Annotated in this window: 19 protein-coding genes and 1 tRNA gene; 14 read left to right on the top strand and 6 right to left on the bottom strand. The window is 69.1% G+C overall.

Annotated features, from left to right (window positions below; all coding sequences use genetic code 11):
- The first annotated feature begins 507 nt into the window (after positions 1 to 507).
- The 14 genes from ACIQM3_RS13400 (at position 508) to ACIQM3_RS13335 (ending at position 9,135) form a co-directional block, all read left to right on the top strand.
- Positions 508 to 1,740: a helix-turn-helix domain-containing protein gene (locus ACIQM3_RS13400; protein WP_401623209.1), complete on the top strand. Its 1,233-nt coding sequence runs from the start codon at positions 508 to 510 to the stop codon at positions 1,738 to 1,740.
- Between the two features lie 10 nt (positions 1,741 to 1,750).
- Positions 1,751 to 2,356: an oligoribonuclease gene (orn, locus tag ACIQM3_RS13395; protein ID WP_104786026.1), complete on the top strand. Its 606-nt coding sequence runs from the start codon at positions 1,751 to 1,753 to the stop codon at positions 2,354 to 2,356.
- A 126-nt stretch (positions 2,357 to 2,482) separates the two neighbouring features.
- Positions 2,483 to 2,555, top strand: a tRNA-His gene (locus ACIQM3_RS13390).
- A 483-nt stretch (positions 2,556 to 3,038) separates the two neighbouring features.
- Positions 3,039 to 3,347, top strand: coding sequence for a gas vesicle protein (locus ACIQM3_RS13385; RefSeq protein WP_401623206.1), 309 nt, complete (start codon positions 3,039 to 3,041; stop codon positions 3,345 to 3,347).
- Positions 3,348 to 3,407: 60 nt separating this feature from the next.
- Positions 3,408 to 3,854, top strand: coding sequence for a gas vesicle structural protein GvpA (locus ACIQM3_RS13380; RefSeq protein ID WP_401623203.1), 447 nt, complete (start codon positions 3,408 to 3,410; stop codon positions 3,852 to 3,854).
- Positions 3,855 to 3,857: 3 nt separating this feature from the next.
- Complete coding sequence (locus ACIQM3_RS13375; RefSeq protein ID WP_401623200.1) at positions 3,858 to 4,571, top strand: GvpL/GvpF family gas vesicle protein; 714 nt, start codon at positions 3,858 to 3,860, stop codon at positions 4,569 to 4,571.
- A 33-nt stretch (positions 4,572 to 4,604) separates the two neighbouring features.
- Complete coding sequence (locus ACIQM3_RS13370) at positions 4,605 to 4,862, top strand: gas vesicle protein GvpG (protein ID WP_104786030.1); 258 nt, start codon at positions 4,605 to 4,607, stop codon at positions 4,860 to 4,862.
- Positions 4,863 to 4,888: 26 nt separating this feature from the next.
- Positions 4,889 to 5,473, top strand: a complete 585-nt coding sequence (locus ACIQM3_RS13365) for a hypothetical protein (RefSeq protein ID WP_401623197.1) — start codon at positions 4,889 to 4,891, stop codon at positions 5,471 to 5,473.
- Complete coding sequence (locus tag ACIQM3_RS13360) at positions 5,466 to 6,623, top strand: SRPBCC family protein (protein WP_401623194.1); 1,158 nt, start codon at positions 5,466 to 5,468, stop codon at positions 6,621 to 6,623. Before ACIQM3_RS13365 ends, ACIQM3_RS13360 begins: the two co-directional genes overlap by 8 nt.
- Positions 6,624 to 6,660: 37 nt before the next feature.
- Positions 6,661 to 7,122 (top strand): gas vesicle protein, encoded by a 462-nt coding sequence (locus tag ACIQM3_RS13355; protein ID WP_401623191.1) that lies wholly within the window; start codon positions 6,661 to 6,663, stop codon positions 7,120 to 7,122.
- A complete protein-coding gene (locus tag ACIQM3_RS13350) occupies positions 7,119 to 7,940 on the top strand; it encodes a GvpL/GvpF family gas vesicle protein (RefSeq protein WP_401623188.1) in 822 nt (273 codons plus the stop codon). Before ACIQM3_RS13355 ends, ACIQM3_RS13350 begins: the two co-directional genes overlap by 4 nt.
- On the top strand, positions 7,937 to 8,197 hold the full coding sequence (locus ACIQM3_RS13345; protein WP_401623185.1) for a gas vesicle protein: 261 nt from the start codon (positions 7,937 to 7,939) through the stop codon (positions 8,195 to 8,197). The genes ACIQM3_RS13350 and ACIQM3_RS13345 overlap by 4 nt, the downstream gene beginning before the upstream one ends.
- Positions 8,198 to 8,229: 32 nt before the next feature.
- Entirely contained in the window at positions 8,230 to 8,634 is a 405-nt protein-coding gene (locus tag ACIQM3_RS13340; protein ID WP_401624343.1) for a gas vesicle protein K, read from the top strand.
- A 48-nt stretch (positions 8,635 to 8,682) separates the two neighbouring features.
- Entirely contained in the window at positions 8,683 to 9,135 is a 453-nt protein-coding gene (locus tag ACIQM3_RS13335; protein WP_401623182.1) for a hypothetical protein, read from the top strand.
- 315 nt (positions 9,136 to 9,450) lie between these two features.
- On the opposite strand, the gene ACIQM3_RS13330 is transcribed toward ACIQM3_RS13335, so the two are convergent.
- The 6 genes from ACIQM3_RS13330 to ACIQM3_RS13305 all read right to left on the bottom strand — a co-directional run bounded on the left by ACIQM3_RS13330 (position 9,451) and on the right by ACIQM3_RS13305 (position 18,480).
- Positions 9,451 to 11,487 carry a TerD family protein gene (locus tag ACIQM3_RS13330; protein WP_401623179.1) on the bottom strand — a complete coding sequence of 679 codons (2,037 nt, stop codon included), beginning with the start codon at positions 11,485 to 11,487 and terminating at the stop codon, positions 9,451 to 9,453.
- 249 nt (positions 11,488 to 11,736) lie between these two features.
- On the bottom strand, positions 11,737 to 13,509 hold the full coding sequence (locus ACIQM3_RS13325) for a TerD family protein (protein WP_401623176.1): 1,773 nt from the start codon (positions 13,507 to 13,509) through the stop codon (positions 11,737 to 11,739).
- Positions 13,510 to 13,688: 179 nt separating this feature from the next.
- Positions 13,689 to 14,735, bottom strand: coding sequence for a LacI family DNA-binding transcriptional regulator (locus ACIQM3_RS13320; RefSeq protein ID WP_401623173.1), 1,047 nt, complete (start codon positions 14,733 to 14,735; stop codon positions 13,689 to 13,691).
- Between the two features lie 230 nt (positions 14,736 to 14,965).
- On the bottom strand, positions 14,966 to 16,423 hold the full coding sequence (locus ACIQM3_RS13315; protein WP_401623170.1) for a GH1 family beta-glucosidase: 1,458 nt from the start codon (positions 16,421 to 16,423) through the stop codon (positions 14,966 to 14,968).
- Between the two features lie 123 nt (positions 16,424 to 16,546).
- Positions 16,547 to 17,470, bottom strand: a complete 924-nt coding sequence (locus tag ACIQM3_RS13310; protein ID WP_401623167.1) for a carbohydrate ABC transporter permease — start codon at positions 17,468 to 17,470, stop codon at positions 16,547 to 16,549.
- A gap of 14 nt (positions 17,471 to 17,484) precedes the next feature.
- Positions 17,485 to 18,480, bottom strand: coding sequence for a carbohydrate ABC transporter permease (locus ACIQM3_RS13305; RefSeq protein WP_401623164.1), 996 nt, complete (start codon positions 18,478 to 18,480; stop codon positions 17,485 to 17,487).
- Positions 18,481 to 18,645 lie beyond the last annotated feature (165 nt).

The following is an 18,645-nucleotide window of genomic DNA, read 5'->3' as shown; positions in this document are numbered from 1 at the left end:
GGTCGTCACGCCCCGCCATCATGCAATTGCACATCGTTCACCCGGAGGGCCCGGATGGCCTCCAGAGGCCCCAGAGGCGCATGGAGGCTCCTGTGAACAGGGGGCGTACGCCGGTCGCATGACTGGATTACGCACGCGCAACCATCGGTTTTCAGCCAACTTCACCTCTACCCCGTTCCCTTGGGGTCACAGCCGCTCAACCCACGTGCCACCAGGCAGGAATAGACCGCGCGGTACGCTTTGACCCTATGGGGACGGGCCATGATCGTCATGCGCACTTCCCTGTGGGGCTCCCGGGTGAAACGCTTCGTGATCGAACGCTTCGCGCCAAGTTGCCTTGTCGACATAGTGCCGGTGGGGGAACGTGTCACGTCGGGACCACGGGACGCAGTAGATTCGATCTTGAGTGTCGAGGACTGGGACGCGTGCGAGACCGAGGGGAAACGTGCAGGAGCGACAGGCCCGTAAGGACCAGGAAGACGCGAACACCGAGGGGGGCTTAGCGTCATGAGCCAGGACTCCGCCACCGCAACGGAGGCGTCACGGAAACTGACCGGGCGGCGACGCCGGGAAGTCGTAGCCGTACTGCTGTTCAGTGGCGGCCCTATCTTCGAGAGCTCCATTCCGCTCTCAGTTTTCGGAATCGACCGGCAGGACGCGGGCGTTCCCCGCTACCGCCTGCTGGTCTGCGGGGGTGAGGAAGGACCGCTGCGCACCACCGGCGGGCTCGAACTCAGCGCACCGTACGGCCTGGAGGCGATCAGCAGGGCAGGCACCGTCGTGGTGCCCGCCTGGCGGTCCATCACCTCCCCGCCGCCCGCAGAGGCCCTGGACGCGCTGCGCCGCGCCCATGAGGAGGGTGCCCGCATCGTCGGACTCTGCACGGGGGCCTTCGTCCTCGCCGCTGCCGGCCTGCTGGACGGCCGCCCGGCCACCACGCACTGGATGTACGCACCGACGCTGGCCAAGCGCTATCCGTCGGTGCACGTCGACCCGCGTGAGCTGTTCGTCGACGACGGCGACGTGCTCACCTCGGCCGGGACGGCGGCCGGAATCGATCTGTGCCTCCACATAGTCCGTACCGACCACGGCACCGAGGCGGCAGGGGCCCTGGCCCGCAGGCTCGTCGTACCGCCGCGGCGCAGTGGCGGTCAGGAGCGCTACCTCGACAGGTCTTTACCTGAAGAAATCGGCTCCGACCCGCTCGCCGAGGTCGTGGCCTGGGCGCTGGAGCATCTCCACGAGCAGTTCGACGTGGAGACGCTGGCCGCGCGTGCCTACATGAGCAGGCGGACCTTCGACCGCAGGTTCCGTTCACTCACGGGCAGCGCACCGCTCCAGTGGCTCATCACCCAGCGCGTGCTGCAGGCGCAGCGGCTGCTCGAGACCTCCGACTACTCCGTCGACGAGGTCGCCGGCCGCTGCGGCTTCCGCTCGCCGGTCGCGCTGCGCGGGCACTTCCGCCGCCAGCTGGGCTCCTCCCCCGCCGCGTACCGGGCCGCCTACCGGGCCCGCCGTCCGCAGGGCGGGGCGCTCGAGAGCGTCACCACGGTGCTCGAGACGTCCGTACCCACCCAGGGCACGGGAGCGAGCCGGCGGGCCGCCGCGGCGTCCTCACCCGGCCCGTCGCCGGTCACCGCGACGGCCGCTCCCGGCGCCGCCGTGGACCGCCTCGGCCAGGGTCCCGAGGCGTACGCTACGGGCCGCCCGGCCCTGCCGGGGCAGCGCAGCGCCCCGTAGGGTAGGGCCCATGAACGACCGTATGGTGTGGATCGACTGCGAGATGACCGGGCTCTCGCTGACGGACGACGCACTCGTCGAGGTGGCCGCGCTGGTCACCGACTCGGAACTGAACGTGCTCGGCGAAGGGGTGGACATCGTGATCCGCCCGCCGGACGCGGCCCTGGAGACCATGCCCGAGGTGGTGCGGCAGATGCACACCGCCTCGGGCCTCCTCGACGAGCTGGCCGGGGGCACGACCCTGGCCGACGCGGAGGAGCGGGTCATGGCCTACATCCGCGAGCACGTGAAGGAGCCGGGCAAGGCCCCGCTGTGCGGGAACTCGGTCGGCACCGACCGGGGCTTCCTGGCGCGTGACATGCCGTCGCTGGAGGGCTACCTCCACTACCGGATCGTCGATGTGTCCTCGGTCAAGGAGCTGGCGCGCCGCTGGTACCCGAGGGCGTACTTCAACAGTCCGGAGAAGAACGGCAACCACCGGGCGCTCGCCGACATCCGCGACTCCATCACGGAGCTGCGTTACTACCGGGACGCGGTCTTCGTGCCGCAGCCCGGGCCGGACTCGGCCCGCGCCAAGGAGATCGCGGCGCGGCACACGCCGGCCGCCGGGCAGTAGGGACACACCCGCTGGTCACGGGCCCTCCGGGGCCCGTGCACCCGCCCCGGAGAACCGGGGCGCGAGCACCCGCTCGGACCCTGTACACTTTTTCTCGGCCGGTCAGGAAAGCGACCGGGCGACATGGTGGGTATAGCTCAGCTGGCAGAGCACCTGGTTGTGGTCCAGGATGTCGCGGGTTCAAGTCCCGTTACTCACCCTGAACGATCAGCCCCTGACCTGGGAAAACAGGTCAGGGGCTGAGTCTTTTCCCCGACGCCGAACATGTGGCGCCCATCTCTTCCGCGGCTCCGTACGCGGCCCTCCGCCAGGTGCGACCTGACGCGCGGCGCCGACGGCTGGGCGGCCTTCCCGCTCCCTCAGGCGCCGGCCCGGCCGGGTGACACCCGCCACACCCGGCTCCGCACCGCATGGCGAGCCCCGGACCGGGCATCCGGCTTCACGGGCCCTGCCGCGCTGTCCCCCGACGCGGCAGGGCCTTCTCGCGCCCGCGCGAGGGTCACGGCGCCCGGACGGCACCGCCCTGGGACCGTTGCGTGCCAAAAATCCGCAGCTGTGTGGAAGGCGTGATGAGGGTTCATGCATACGTTCGGGTCTCATGGGCACGCGCACTGCATCCCGAACGAATGGCTGACCGAACGAAGCCGACAGGAAGCCACAATGACGCGCGGCAGGTGAACACATGGCCACGACCGAGAACTCCAAGAGCGATCAAGGCAGCAGTGGTGGCAACGGCCGGATCGGCGTTTCCACAGCGATGCGGAAAGCGGCCGAACAGCTTGCCGAACTCCTCCAGCGCCAGCCCGATTCGGTGTCCTCGCTGAATGCGACGGACGACGGTTGGGCGGCGGATGTGGAGGTCGTCGAGATCGAGAAGATCCCGGACACCATGAGTGTGATGGCCTCTTATCGCGTCAGGCTCGACGGCCAGGGTCAGCTCATGGGCTACGAACGAATTCGACGGTACTCGCGAGGACAGGTCGACCGCTGAGCCGACCACCCGACGAGCAGCCGTAGCGCGCAACACAACTCATTGGAAGGAAGATCGACCATGAGTCTCGTACAGCAGAGCAACGCCTCCAGCGGCAGCGGGGGCGGTTCCGGAAATCTCTACGACGTTCTTGAGCTCATTCTCGACAGGGGGCTCGTCATCGATGCCTTCATTCGTGTCTCGCTCGTCGGTATCGAGATCCTCAAGATCGACGTACGTGTCGTCGTCGCCAGCGTGGATACGTATCTGCGCTTCGCCGAGGCGTGCAACCGGCTGGACCTGGAGTCGGGCCGAAAGGCTCCCGCTCAGCTCACCGACATAGTCGGGGACACGATGGAGAGCGGTGCCAAGGGCAAGTCGAAAGGGGCACTGACCGGCGCGGTCGAAGCCTTCACGGACTCCTTCCAGAGTGGCCGTGACGACTCCGACGAGAAGGAGAAGGAGAAGCGGCCGGCGCGCAAGACCACGTCGAGCAGCCGCCGGACGTCCCAGCGAGGGGAGGAGTAACGCATGCCCACCTACATCTACGCCATCACCGCGGCCGACCACCCGCTGCGGCTGGACGGCCTGTCCGGCGTCGGGGAACCGGCGTCGGAGCTGCGCACCGTCAAGACCGGGTCGCTCGGGGCGGTGGTCAGCGACACACCGGCCGACCTGCGGGCCAAGCGTCGTGATCTCGTGGCCCACCAGAGCGTGCTGGAGAGGCTGATGGCCGACGGCGCCGCGCTGCCGATGCGCTTCGGTCTCGTAGGGCCGGACGACGAACAGGTACGCGCCGCGCTCGAGCAGGGCAAGGACAGCTACACGGACCGCCTTTCCGAGCTGGACGGCCGCCTCGAGTACAACGTGAAGGTCTCGCGCGACGAGGAGAGCCTGCTGCGGGAGATTCTCACGGAATCGCCCGAGGCCCGGCGGCTCAGCGAACACACCCGGCAGAACCCGGGGGCGCAGGACCAGAAGATGGCTCTCGGCGAACTCGTGTCGCACGAGGTCCAGGCCAGGCAGGAAGCGATGGGACGGGAACTGGCGAGCGCGCTGGCGACCGCCGCGGAACGGGTCTCCGAAGGAGAACCCACGAAGACCCACTTCCTGAACGTGTCCTTCCTCGTGAAGCGCGACGAGGCGGCCGCCTTCTCGCAGGCGGTCCACGAGGAGGCCGAGCGCAGGGGTGACGATTACACGTTCGCCCTGAACGGCCCTCTTCCGCCCTACAGCTTCGTCTGACGTACACCCCTCGCAGAGGGGAGGCACCTGTTCATGGGCCTCATTACGCAACTGCTCACCCTTCCGCTGGCTCCGGTACGCGGCACGGCATGGGTTCTCGATCAAGTGGTGCAAGCCGCGGAACGCGAGCACTACGACCCGGCAGCCGTACGCACGCAATTGGCCGAGCTGGAACGAGAACTGCTGAGCGGCGAGATCGACGAGGAAGAATTCGACCGACGCGAGGACGAACTGCTGGACTGGCTCGCCGAGTGCGAGGCCTACCGGAATCGTCCGGACGGCAACTCCTGATGATGGGAGATTGAGGTGTTCGACAGATGACCGGCAATGCAAAGATAGGTGCGGCCCTGGTGGGCGGCTATCTGCTGGGACGTACCAAGAAGGCCAAGCTGGCGATCGGCTTCGGTATGTTCCTGGCAGGCAAGAAGCTGAGCCTCGACCCGAGGCAGCTCGGCAGGATGCTGGCCGACTCGCCGCTCGTGGGCGGCCTGAACGACCAGGTTCGCAAGGAGCTGGTGGGCGCCACGAAGACGGCCGCCACCAATGCCCTCACACAGCGGGCCACGGGCCTCGCCGACTCCCTGCACAAGCGCACGCTCGAACTCGAGGACCCGTCCGGCGCCAAGGCGCGGGACGAGGAGGACGAGGCCGACGAGGAGTCCGAGGACGACGACCTCGACGCGCGTGACGAGCAGGACGACGAGACCAAGGACAGCGAGGGCACGGAGGAGAAGCCGGCCCCGCGCCGCGGGACAGCGGCCAAGAAGGCGGCCAAGCCTGCGGCCAAGTCCGCGGGCGGCGCCCGGCGGACCGCATCGGGCGGCGCGCGGAAGAAGGCCGTTCCGGCCGCCCGCAAGGCCGCCTCCGGGGCCCGCGCGAAGCGGGGTGGCAGCAATGGCTGACTCGGCTTTCAGCAAGCTCAAGGACGACGTGGCGAAGAATCCCGCCACCGACCGCCTCAAGGAAGAACTGCAGAACTACGTCACCGCCCGGGCGCAGCACGCGGTCACCAGTCTCGGCCACAAGCTGGGCGAGGGGGTCAGCAGACTCGCGGACGGCGACGCCCCCGGGGGCGCGGCGAAGACCCTCGCCAAGGGCGGCAAGGCGCTCAGCGAGCGCAAGTCCCCCGCACAGGCCGCCGTCAGCGCCGGCGCTTCCCATGTGAAGGACGCCATCAAGGACAAGGTCAAGGGGCTGTTCGGCAAGGGGCGCAAGGGCGGCGGAGGCAAGTCGAAGAGCGTCACGATCTCCGAGGACATCGACGTCGGTGTGCCGGTGCGTGAGGCCTACGACCAGTGGACGCAGTTCCAGGAGTTCAGCACCTTCGCCAAGGGTGTCGTGAGCGTCGAGAAGTCCGACGACACGAGCAGCAACTGGAAGGTGAAGGTCGCCAAGTCCACGCGCAGCTGGAAGGCGAACGTCACCGAGCAGGTTCCGGACGAGCGGATCACCTGGACCACCGAGGGTGCGAAGGGAACCGTCAAGGGGGTGGTGACGTTCCACGCCATCACCGACAACCTGACGCGGGTCCTGCTCGTTCTCGAGTACTTCCCCAAGGGGCTGTTCGAGAAGACCGGCAACATCTGGCGCGCTCAGGGCCGCAGGGCCCGCCTCGATCTGAAGCTCTACCGCAAGTTCATCATGATGCGCGGCGAGGCGACCGACGGCTGGCGCGGTGAGATCCGCGACGGCGAGGTCGTCACGGAGCACGACGAGGCCGTCGAGGAGGAAGAGGCCCGCGCCGAGGAGGAGAACGGCTCCGAGGCGGAGGAGCCCGAGTCCGAGAACGGCGAGGAGGACGAGCTCGCGGACGACGAGGACGGCGAACTCCCCCCGGAGGACGAGGCCTACGAGGACGACGAGGACCTCGCCGACGAGGACGAGGAGGCTCCCGCCGACGAGCCCCGTGCGGACGACTCCTACGAGGACGAGGACGAGGCCGAGCACGAGGACGCGGACGCCGAGGAAGAGGAGGAGGAGCCTCTCGAGGACGAGGAAGAAGAGGAGCCGGCTCCGCGCACCCGGCGCCGTACCGCCTCCGCACGGAGCTGACATGCTCCGCCTACTTCACGGATGGGACTGATCCGACGTGTCCGACTCACTGGCCGGCCGCATGGGGGCCTCTTCGGGAGCGTCCCCGTACGGCCAGCAGCAGTCCTCCGCGAATCTGGCCGACATCCTCGAACGCGTCCTGGACAAGGGCGTCGTCATCGCGGGTGACATCCAGATCAACCTGCTCGACATCGAACTCCTGACGATCAAGCTGCGCTTGCTGGTCGCTTCCGTGGACAAGGCCAAGGAGATGGGCATCGACTGGTGGGAGCACGATCCCTCGCTCTCCTCCCGGGCCCGCCCTCCGCAGAGGCCCCAGGCAGTGGACGCATCGCGGGACGGGACGGCGGTGGAGGCGGAGAACGCACGGCTGCGGGCCGAGATAGCCGAGCTGAGGGCCGCCGTGGGGCTGCCGGCCTCGTCGGCGGCCGGGGCCGGCCAGGACGCGCTTCCCGGGCGTGCCGACGTGGAGAACGCGGAAGGTGAGGAATCGAAGTGACTGCGGAAGTGGACCCGACGACGGGCCCGGAGATGTCCTACGTCTACGCCGTCAGCCGCGCCGGAGCCCCTCTCGAGGCGGCTCTCGCGGGGCGGCCGGGTCTGGAGGGGTCTCCTCTGCGTACGGTCCGCGCCGGGGACCTCGTCGCCCTGGTCTCGTCGGTCCCCTCCGCGTCGTACGGGACCGAGGGTGTGAAGGCGCAGATGGAGGACCTCGGCCGGCTGGAGGTGCTGGCCCGCACCCACCACGCGGTCGTCGAGGCGGCCTACGAGCACGCGGCCGTACTGCCGATGCGGCTGGTGACGGTGTACCTCGACGACGGGCGTGTCCAGGACATGCTCGGCGCCCGCGAGGCCGAGTTCTCCGCTCTGCTCGCCCGTCTCGAAGGCCATGTCGAGCTGGGCGTCAAGATCTACGCCGACCCGCGCGAGGCGGTCGCGGTGGGCGGCGGAGCGGAGGCGGAGGCGCCGGGCTCACCGGGGCGGGCCTACCTTCAGCGGCGGCGTGCGCAGCAGCAGAACCACCGCGCGACCTATCGGGCGGCGGGCTCGGTGGCCGCCGAGGTGCCCGCCCGGGTGGCCGGCATCGCCCGGGCGCACGTCACGCACCGTCCGCAGCAGGGGGACCTCGCTCAGGCCGCGGGCGAGAACATCGTCAACGACGCCTACCTGGTCCAGGGCGCCGACGCCGACGCGTTCCGAGCGGCCCTCGAAGGGCTCGCCGACGACGTACCGGGCGTGCGCGTGGAGATCACCGGACCCTGGGCCCCGTACTCCTTCGCGACGCCGCCCGCGGCGGACAGCGGTGACCCGCGATGAATGACGAACTGAGCGCCGCCATGCCCGGTGCGGGGTTCGCCGAACCCCGCACCGGGCATTCCGGGCCGCCCGACGAGTCCATCGAGTCCCTGGCCGGGCGCCAGGTGGCGCTGATCGACCTGCTGGACCGCTTGCTGAACGGAGGAGCGGTGCTCACGGGCGATCTGGTCCTCTCCATCGCCGACGTCGACCTGGTGCACATCAATCTGAGAGCCGTGATCCGGTCCATCACGTCGGACGAACCGGCGCCGTGGTGAGGACCGTACGGCGAATGAACGAGGAGCAGTCCATGGTCGAGGAGACCGGGGAAACGCAGCCGCGTACGCAGTCCCTCCAGGAGGTCGCACAGGCGGCGGCCCGTGCTTTCGATCTGGTGCCCGCGGGGCCCGACGAGGCGAGCACGCGCAGCGGACTGGCCCAGCGTCTGGAGACCGACCCGGAGACGGTGGAACGCGACCTCATCAAACTGGTGCTGACGATCGTCGAACTACTGCGCCAGCTCATGGAGCGCACCGCTCTGCACCGGGTCGACGTGGGCGATCTCCGTGAGGACCAGGAGGAACGCATCGGCATGACGCTGATGATCCTCCAGGACCGGATGTCGGAGCTCTGCGAGCGCTACGACCTCACCATGGAGGACCTCAACCTCGATCTGGGGCCGCTGGGTTCGCTGCTTCCACGGGATTCCGACTGAATTTTCACCGAACCGTTTCGAGCCACGGCGAGGGGTAACACGAACACCATGACTGCAGAGAGCGAAGAATCCAAGAAGGTAAACGGTTCTGCGGCGAAGGCCGGTACGGGTGCCAGGACGGCCGCCGCCAAGGGGCGACAGACCACTGCGGCAGCCGGCAACCACGCCAAGTCCGGCTCGGCGGTCGCAGCCTCGAAGGCCAAGTCATCGGCGCAGGACGCCGCCGAGTCGACGGAGACCGGTGTACGGTCGGCCGGCCTGGCGACGAAGCGCGCGGCGGTCGCCGGCTGGGACACGAGCCGGCAGACCGTCCTGGACACAGCGGGGAAGGTGACCTCGACGGCCACCACCGCGTGGACGGTCGTCAAGCACCGCAAGGCCATAGCGGTGGGAGCCGCCGCGGGCATCGGCGGCCTCCTGGGCGGCGCGTTCGCCCTCGGACGCCAGACGGCCAAGACCCATGCCGGACCGATCACCCGCCTCACCGGCGGCCGGATCTGACCGCACCGCGGCACACGCCGCACCTACACCCCAAGGGGGCCGACAGATCACTGTCGGCCCCCTTCCGTGACGTGGACCCCCAGAGGCTTACAGCCCGCTGCCGACCCTCGGAAAGCGCACACCGCCGCTGTCCCGGAGCAGCGCATGCCTGGCTCGAAGCCAGGTGGCCGACCGAGGGCAACTCCACCTGCTCGCACGTGCGTTCCGCGGCAGCGAACCCTCGCTCCGTAGGACTCGTCTGCCGATGGCCGTCCCGACAGGACGGACCCGCCGCGTACTCCCCCGACGCGGTGGACCCGTCCTGTCGCACAGCACTCAGCGGGTGGCCTCCGCCCCGCCCCCGGTACGACGTGCTCGCCCCACTTCCAGCTGCGCGATCACCAGCGTGTGAAAGCGGTCCACCGCCTCGTCGACGCTGCGGATGAACCCGGACTCCGCACTGCCGCGTCCGTTGCCCATCCCCTTGAACAGGGAGAGACGGAATCCCACGATCTCCCCGCCGTCCTTCGGCAGGAGGTCCGCAGGCTCGGGACGCAGTCGTTCCAGCGTTCCTCGTGGACCCACACCATCGGCTTCGACGAGCGTCTCGATGTGCAGGTCCGCGGGGGCGGAGTCCAGTTGCCGTATCAGCCGCTTCGCACGGCTGAGCGGGTATCCCTGCTCGGACGCCGCCACCTCGATCGACGTACGCAGCTTTCCCGTGCGCAGGTCCGCGGCGATGGCCAGGACCCCCGGAGTCCCCTCGATGCGGAGCTCGGCGTCCAGCCGTCCCTGAGAACACAGCTTGTCGGCGAGATCCGCCCGACGGGCGCGGGGGTCAGCTCCTCGCTTGGTGCGCTGTACAGGAAGTACCTTCTGTCCGAGCTCGCCGCCGAGCCGCAGACATACCTGCCGGACCAGCCTTTCCCAGCTTTCGATGACTTCGGTGGCCCGAGGGTCGCCCTGGCAGAGCGTCTCGTCATCGATGCCCTTACGGACGGGCACCCAGGCGGAACCCATGTTCTGGAAGCCGTGACAGCCCGAGTGCTCGTGCTGGAGATAGTGCAGCAACTCCTGCAGCAGCCACGCGTGCGCCGCGTTGCCCACTCCCTCGTGGCGGATCAGCATCTGCGCCTGGTGCGCGACGTCGGCCCAGGAGAGGTGCCAGAGCGCGACCTTGTGCTTACGCCGGCCGTCGATCTTGACATCTACGAGAGGGCTGCCTTCGAGCGCCACATCGTTGGACAGGGTGATGACGGCCTCGTAGCCACGCCGAGCGGCGATATCCATGTATGCCTGCACCTGGTCCGGCTTGAGGGCGTTGCCGTTCGTCTTCGTCTCGACCAAGGCGGTCCACAATTTGCCCGCCCGCTCGACACGGATCACTCCGTCAGGACGGCGAGGTGAATCGCCGTGAGGCAGCGAGACCTCGGTGAACGTCTCCATCCGCCCGGCAGGCGCGCCGAACCCGGCTGTCAGACGGCGGCCGAGCTCCGGCACCTGGGCCATCACCGACAACAGCACCGAGGTGGCGCGTGTCTCACGCTCGCGGTCGTTCTTGAGTACGGAGAGGGGAAACAGCCGGGCCGTATGCCAGGAATCGTTTTCGGCGAGCGACTTCTTCGCAGTCTTCGGGAGCGTGACCTTCTTCCTGGCTGTACGTGGCCTGACACTCCTCTTCGGCTCGGTCGTTGTCGCCTCGCCGTGCGGTACGGGAGTGGTCGATTCCGGGGCACGCGGCGCAGGGACGACCGTCTGCTGAGTGTCCTGCTGGCCCTGCTGTCCAGGCTCATCCTCGGCGGCACCGTCTTGCTCCTCCTCCCCGGCGTCGTCGTCGATGTCGACGCCGTAATCCGTCGCCAGCCCGCCCAGGCCGGATTCGTAGCCCTGCCCGACAGCGCGGAACTTCCATTCCCCGGTGCGCCGGTAGAGCTCTCCGAAGATGAAGGCGCTCACGGCGCCCGCGTCTTCGATTGAGAACTGGACCAGACTGTCGCCGGAGCTGTCCGCGAGCGTCAGGTAGAGGTCGTTCAGGTCCCCGAAACGGGATCCGCCGTAACGGCTCGCCGCCACCACGATCTGCTCGACCTCCGGCGGTACCGCGTCGAGATCGAAAGTGATGCGATCCTCGTTGCCGTCAGCCGTCGGAGTCTTCCCGAGCAGCTGGACACTGCCGTTGCCCGCGATCGGGTTGTTGTAGAAACAGAAGTCGGCGTCGCTGCGCACCTTGCCGTTGCCGTCGAGCAGCAGGACGGAAACATCCGCGTCACCCTCACCCGTCGGGCTGCTCCAGCCCAGGCTCATCATCACGGAGCCGACATCTTCGCTGAGCGCGGCCAGTCCGACGTTCGCGCCTTTGACCATCTTCTGCATGCGGGCCCCCCAGATGCGCTGCCGGGCCAGAGCGCACGCGCGGCAGATTCTTGCGTGACGTTGTGTGGTGCGTCACACGTTCGCCGGACTCCGGAACCTTATCTGCCGACGGATGCTCGATGGAGGACTTGTGAAAACTTTGCCCATCGTGTGTACGGATGGCCTCGATGCAGACCCTCAGTACATCGGAGCGGGCCTCACGCCGCGAGACTGCCCGCAGGCCGTCGCGGGCGACAGCGGGTGACGACGTCAGACTCGACGGCAGCGAACTCGGAGCTCCGAGATGACGGCACTCTCGCGCGCGTTGACGGCACCGTCCACAGTGGCCACCCGGTCGGCCGCATCAAGGATGTCGCTCAGATCCCCTGGCTCGGCGTCCACGCGTCGCCACACCTCGGCGGGGTCGATGTCGACAAGGTGGGCGAGCTCTCTGTCGACCACCTGATGCCGGTCCCGGACCAGCCTCACCAGGTGCCGGATCAGCAGCGCCTCATCGTCCGCCACCTTTTCGTCCGCCATGATGATGAGCCACGCGACCCACAGCATCAACTGCGGGTGACGGCTCCGTTCGGTCAGGCCCTCGGCGATTTCGATCACACGCGCCTCGTTCCGGAAGACGGCTTGCGCGTGCCGCCCCGCGACCAGCGTCGTATAGCGGTTCAGCACCACCGCGAGCGGAACGCCGACCACGGGGATACCGATCTTGATGACGTTGCGCTGCAGGAGGTACTTCCCGACGACGGGGAGCCCCCTCGCGGCGGTCAGTACCCCCTTGGAGTAGAAGCGCTTGATCACCGGCCGCATGAGGGCCGGAACCGCCTTGATCACGCCTTCCCGGACCACTTCCCCGCTCTTGATCGTGAAGGCCACGCGAATGAGCTTCCACATGTCGTCGGGGTCGGACAGGTCGAGCGGGACCCGGTAGAGGACTGCGACGTCGTAGGCCAGGCGCAGCTGGAGCCGGGTCACGTACGCAACATCGACCATCATCGTCGCGACGGCGGCTGGGACGGTCGCCGCCGACGCGCCACCTAGGCTCCCGAGGGTGGCGGCGACGGTCGCCGTGTAGGCGCCGGCGGAGAGCCCGCCTTCGAGCGCGGCGTACCGTGCCGCCATCTTGATCCGCTGATCGACGACCGCATCCGCGGGTACGCCCTCGTACCGCTCCTGGAAGTACTGCCAGTCGACCTTGGCGGTATAGGAACTCAGGGCCTGAGCGCTGAGCTTGGTGAACCAGCCGCCCGACTTGATGTCGTCCGGGCTCAGCCCCTTGATGAACTCCCGTAGCTCGGCCCGCTCATGCTCGACAGCCTTCCGGTCGGCGGCCTCGTCGTCACCTTCGGCGTCGACGCCTTCGGCCGTGGTCCCGGCCTCCGGCGCCCGGGGCGAGGGCACCGTCACCGCCGGGGGCGCCACCTGCGGGCCGGGGCCCACCCCGGTGTCCTTCTCTGGGGTACGCCCCGGCGTCCCATCCCAGGAAACATCATCGATGGCGACACCGAAGTCCGCCGCCAGCCCGGCCAAGCCTGATTCGTACCCCTCGCCGACGGCCCGGAACTTCCACCCGCCGCCGCGCCGGTAGAGCGTGCCGAAGATGAAGGCGCTCACCTCACCGGCGTCCTCGACGGAGAACCTGACCAAGGCGCCGCCGGAGCTGTCGGCGAGGGTCAGATGGAGGTCGCCCAGGTCACCGAACCGGGATCCGTCGTAGCGGCTCGCCGCCACGACGATCTGCTCGACTTCCGCCGGTACGGCGTCCAGGTCGAAACCGATCCGGTCCTCGCTGCCGTCAGCCGTGGGGGTCCTGCCGAGCAGCCGCACGCTGCCGTTGCCGACGACCGGGTTGTCGAGGGAACAGAGGCCGTCGCTGCGCACCTTGCCGTCGCCGTCGAGCAGAAGCACGGAGACGTCGGCGTCGCCCTCCCCGGCCGCGCTGCTCCAACCGAGGCTCATCACCACGGAGGCGACATCCTCGCCCGGTGCGGCCAGACCGACGTTGGCACCCTTGACCATCTTCTGCATGCGGTCCCCCAGAAGCACTGCCGGTCCAGGGCGCACGCGCGGCAGACAGGATGGTGTGACGTTGTGTGGTGCGTCACACGTTCGCCGTACTCGGGGGAATCCTAACGGCCGAGCACTTCTTTTGTGGAGAAGTCGTGAAAGCCCGCCGTTCCCGCAGGTGAGCGATTCACCCGGTCGCCTCAGGACGACTCGCGCACCACCAGCTCCGTGGGCAGCACGATCCTCGGCCGCTCATCCGCGACGTCGCCAGACGAGCGGTTCGCGATCTCCTGGAGCAGGACGCGGGTCATCGTGCGGCCCATCTCCTCGATCGGCTGGCGCACGCTCGTCAGCGGCGGGTCCATGTGGCGGGCCACCGCGGAATCGTCGAAGCCGATCAGAGCCACGTCGTCCGGGATGCGGCGGCCGGACTCGCGCAGGACCTGGCGGGCGCCCGCGGCCATCACGTCGGAGGCGGCGAAGACCGCGTCCACGTCGGGGCGGCGCTCCAGCAGCTCCCGCATCGCGCGGGCGCCGCCCTCCTCGCTGAAGTCGGCGGGGGCGATCAGCCGTTCGTCGGGGTCGAGACCGGCCGCGGCGATGGCCTTGCGGTAGCCGTCGAGGCGGCGCTGGGCGCCGTAGACGTCCAGGCGGCCGGTGATCGTGGCGATGGAGCGGCGGCCTCGCGATATGAAGTGGTCGACGGCCGCGCGGGCACCCTCGAAGTTGTCGGAGTCCACGGAGGGCAGCGTCTCCGCCGCGTGCCTGCGGCCGCTGATCACGGCGGGCATGCCGAGCTGTTCGAGGAGGTCCGGCAGCGGGTCGTCGGCGTGGACGGAGACCAGGAGCACCCCGTCGACCCGGTGCGCGGTCAGGTACTGGGCCAGCCGGCGGCGCTCGCGGTCGTTGCCCGCGAGGGTCAGCAGCAGCTGCATCTCCGTGTCGGCGAGGGCGGCGCCGACGCCCCGCACGATGTCGGAGAAGTAGGGCTCGGCGAAGAACCGGGTCTCGGACTCGGGCACGACGAGCGCGATGGCGTCCGTGCGGTTGCCCGCGAGGGCGCGGGCCGCGCGGTTGGGTACGTAACCCAGTTCGGCGACCGCCGCCTCGACGGCCTCCCGGGTCTGCGCGCTGACCCGCGGCGAGCCGTTGATGACGCGTGAGGCCGTGCCCCGCCCCACTCCGGCCCGGGCCGCTACCTCTTCGAGCGTGGGCCGCCCGCCACTCCGTACTCGCGCTGCCGCCATGGCTGCCTCCCGTTCGCCGTCAATTTCTCACAGCGGGTTGGCCAAACCAAGTCCCGCCGTACGATCCCTCGACACTTGTCAGGACCCAGCGGTCCATGCAGCGCCACAACTCTTGGGAGCGCTCCCAAGCGTACGGGGTCCGGATGACGAACACGTAAGGCGGGCGGGGCGGGCACGGAAAAGCGGGACCCGGCGGTGTGCCGGGTCCCGCGCTTCCGTGCCGGTCGGGGTCAGACGGTGCCGACCGGGGGCAGTGCGTGGCGGCGGATCACGTCGGAGTACCAGTGGGCGCTCGCCTTGGGGATCCGGCGCTGGGAGGCGTAGTCGACGTACACCGCGCCGAAGCGCTTCGAATAGCCGTACGCCCACTCGAAGTTGTCCATCAGCGACCAGAGGAAGTAGCCGCGGACGTCCGCGCCGTCGGCGACCGCCCGCTGCACGGCGTCGAGGTGACCGTGCAGGTACGCGACCCGCTCCGGGTCCGCGACCTTGCCCTCGGGAGAGACGTAGTCGTCGAACGCAGCGCCGTTCTCGGTGACCATCAGCGGGAGGCCCGGGTGGTCCCTGGTGACGTCCATGAGCAGGTTGTAGAGCCCGTCGGGGTCGATCGACCAGTCCATGGCGGTGCGCTCCTTCCCCTCGGCGAGGTGGAAGGCGACGTGCTCGGAACCGGGCCAGGGGGAATGGTCGCTGGCGCCGTGGGCGTCGCTGCGCGCGTAGTCGGCGCCGGCCACCGGGGTGGAGACCAGCGTCGGCGTGTAGTAGTTGATGCCGAGGGCGTCGACCGGGCGGGAGATGGTGGCGAGGTCGCCGTCCCTGACCAGCTTCGACCAGTCCACCAGGTGCGAGGTGTCGGTGATCAGGTCCTCGGGGTACTCGCCGCGCAGCATCGGGCCGGTGAAGACGCGGTTGCCGACGGCGTCGATGCGGCGCGCGGCGTCCGCGTCGGCCTCGCTGCCGGTGAGCGGGCGGACCTGGTGAAGGTTGAGGGTGACCGAGGTCTGCGCAGAAGCGGGGAGTTGGGCGCGCAGAACCTCGATCGCCCGGCCATGGGCGAGGTTGAGGTGATGGGCCGCCTGCAGCGCCGCTGCGGGCTCGGTACGGCCGGGGGCGTGCACACCGGAGCCGTAGCCGAGATAGGCCGAGCACCAGGGCTCGTTGAGGGTGGTCCACATGCCGACGCGGTCGCCGAGGGCGCCGGAGACGATGGCGGCGTAGTCGGCGAAGCGGTCGGCGGTCACGCGCTCGGGCCAGCCGCCGGCGTCCTCCAGCTCCTGGGGCAGGTCCCAGTGGTAGAGGGTGGCGACGGGCATGATGCCGGCGTCCAGCAGCTCGTCGACGAGCTTGCGGTAGAAGTCCAGGCCGCGCTCGACGGCGGGCCCGCGGCCGGTGGGCTGGACCCGGGACCAGGAGACGGAGAAGCGGTACGCCTTCAGCCCGAGCTGCTTCATGAGCGCGACGTCGTCGCGGTAGCGGTGGTAGTGGTCGGCGGCGATGTCACCGGTGTCGCCGTTGCGGACCTTGCCGGGCGTGCGGCTGAAGGTGTCCCAGATGGACGGCGTGCGGCCGTCCTCGGCGGCAGCGCCCTCGACCTGGTAGGAGGCGGTCGCCGCGCCCCAGATGAAGCCCGTGGGGAACTGTGCCTCGGGCGCCTGCTTCGGGGTGGTGTCGGGTCGTACGGCTGTCATGCGGGAGCGCTCCCATGGGGTGGAGGGACGGGGACGGGAAGTGCGGGACCCGGTAACCGTACGGCCTGTCGTCAGGTACAGGCCGTACGGGCGCCCGGGTGCGGACCGCGGCGAACGGGCAGGTCAGCCCTTGACGGCGCCGGACATGATGCCCCCGACGATCTGCTTGCCGAAGATCACGAAGACGATGAGCAGGGGCAGGGTGCTGATCAGCGCGCCGGCCATGACGATGCTCTGGTCGGGCACGTAGGACGCGGTCAGCTGGCCGAGGGCCACCTGGAGCGTCGGGTTCTCCGCGTTCAGAGCGAGGTAGGGCCAGAAGAAGTCATTCCAGGCCTGGACGAAGGTGAGCATGCCGAGCACCATCATGGCCGGCCGGGCGACCGGGAGCACGATGCTCCACACGATGCGGAGGTTGTTCGCCCCGTCCACCCGGCCCGCCTCGATGAGCTCGTACGGCAGCGCCTCCACGAGGTACTGGCGCATGAAGAACACGCCGAACGCGCTCACCAGGGTCGGGAAGATCACCGACTCCAGCTGACCGCCCCAGCCGATGTCCGACATCATCATGAACAGCGGTACGACGCTGAGCTGCGGGGGGATCGTCAGCGTGGCGATGACCGCCGTCATCAGTGCTCCACGGCCCTTGAAGCGCATCTTGGCGAAGGCGTAACCGGCCAGGGTGCAGAAGAAGAGGGTCGCCAGAGTGATGCTGGCGGACACGATCACCGTGTTGAGGATGGCCTTGCCGAGGTGGGCCTGCTCCCAGGCCGCCTGGAGGTTGTGGAACAGGTTGCCGCCCGGGACGAGCGGCGGTGTGGTGTCCAGGATCTCGTCCTGGGTACGGGACGCGGCCACAAGCGTCCAGTACAGCGGGAACAGCGAGCCGATGCCGACGACGGCCAGGGCGAAGTAGGCGAAGGGGCCCGCGTGGTGCTGACGGCCGGCGCCGGGCTTGAAGCGGCGGCGGCGCGGGGGTTCGTCGCGGACGGCGGCCTTGGAGACGCGCCGGTGATCCGAGGCGGTGATGGGGCTTGTGGTGGTCATGGGTATCGCTCCCGTCAGGCCGCGGTCTTGCGCCCGAGGCGCCCGATGAGCCAGTTGATCGCGGCAATGAGCAGCAGCAGGACGAGCATGGCCCAGGCGACTGCGGCGGCCGTACCGAGGTGCCCGAGGTTCCAGCCGTAGTTGAAGAGGTAGATGCTGAGCGTCTCGTACTGGTGCTCGGTGCCGCCCTGAGCGCCGTTGGTGCCGCCCTCCAGCAGGAGGGGTTCACCGAAGAGCTGCATCGAGCCGATGGTCGAGATGACGATCGTGAAGAGGATCGTCGGCCGCAGCGCGGGGATCGTCACGTTGCGGAACTGCTGCCAGCGCGAGGCGCCGTCGAGCGAGGCGGCCTCGTACAGATCGGACGGCACGGCCTGCATCGCGGCGAGGTAGATCAGGGTGTTGTAACCCGTCCAGCGCCAGATCACGATGACGGCGATGGCGATGTTGGACGTCCAGTGGCCGTTGACCCAGTTCGTCTCGCCGAAACCGAAGAACCCGAGCACCCAGTTGAGCAGACCGCCGTCGGCCCGGAACACCAGGGCGAAGACGAGGGCCGCCGAGGCCACCGAGGTGGCGTACGGGGTAAGGATCACCGTGCGCCAGAAGGTACTGGCCCGCAGTTTGTAGTTCAGCAGGTGGGCGAGGCCCAGCGCGACCATCAGCTGCGGGACGGTCGAGATGACGCCGATGACGAACGTGTTGGTGACCGCGGTCCAGAACTCGGAGTCCTGCAGGATGGTGCTGAAGTTCTCCCAGCCGACCCATTCCATCTGGTCGAGGCCGGTCATCTCCACCTTGTGCAGGGCGATCCAGCCGGTGTAGACGAGGGGGTAGAGCCCAAAGGCTCCGAAGACGAGGAAGAAGGGCGCGATGTAGGCGTACGGCGACGCCTTGTCGTCGAATCGCCACAGCCGGCTGCGCCATGCCTGGCGGCCGGGAGTCATGGGCTTCGGGGCGCGGCGGCTGGGCCGGGAGCCTTGTGCCCGCGTGGGGGTCGTGGTTGCCACAGGTGGGAGTCCTTCCCTGGGGTGTGCCGACACCGCAGGGGCAGGCCGGGCCTCTGGTCAGGTCCGGCGGAGGTGTCGGAGAAGGTGCGCGGCGCCGGTGGAGAACCGGCACCGGTGCGGGCCGGCCGGGACGCGTGGAAGACGTCCCGGCCGCCCGCACCGGCG

Origin of the sequence: Streptomyces sp. NPDC091271, from assembly GCF_044757505.1 — a bacterium.
In the GTDB taxonomy this organism is placed as follows: domain Bacteria; phylum Actinomycetota; class Actinomycetes; order Streptomycetales; family Streptomycetaceae; genus Streptomyces.
The sequence above is the reverse complement of the archived record's forward strand: the minus strand, read 5'-3'. Positions and strand labels throughout refer to the sequence as shown.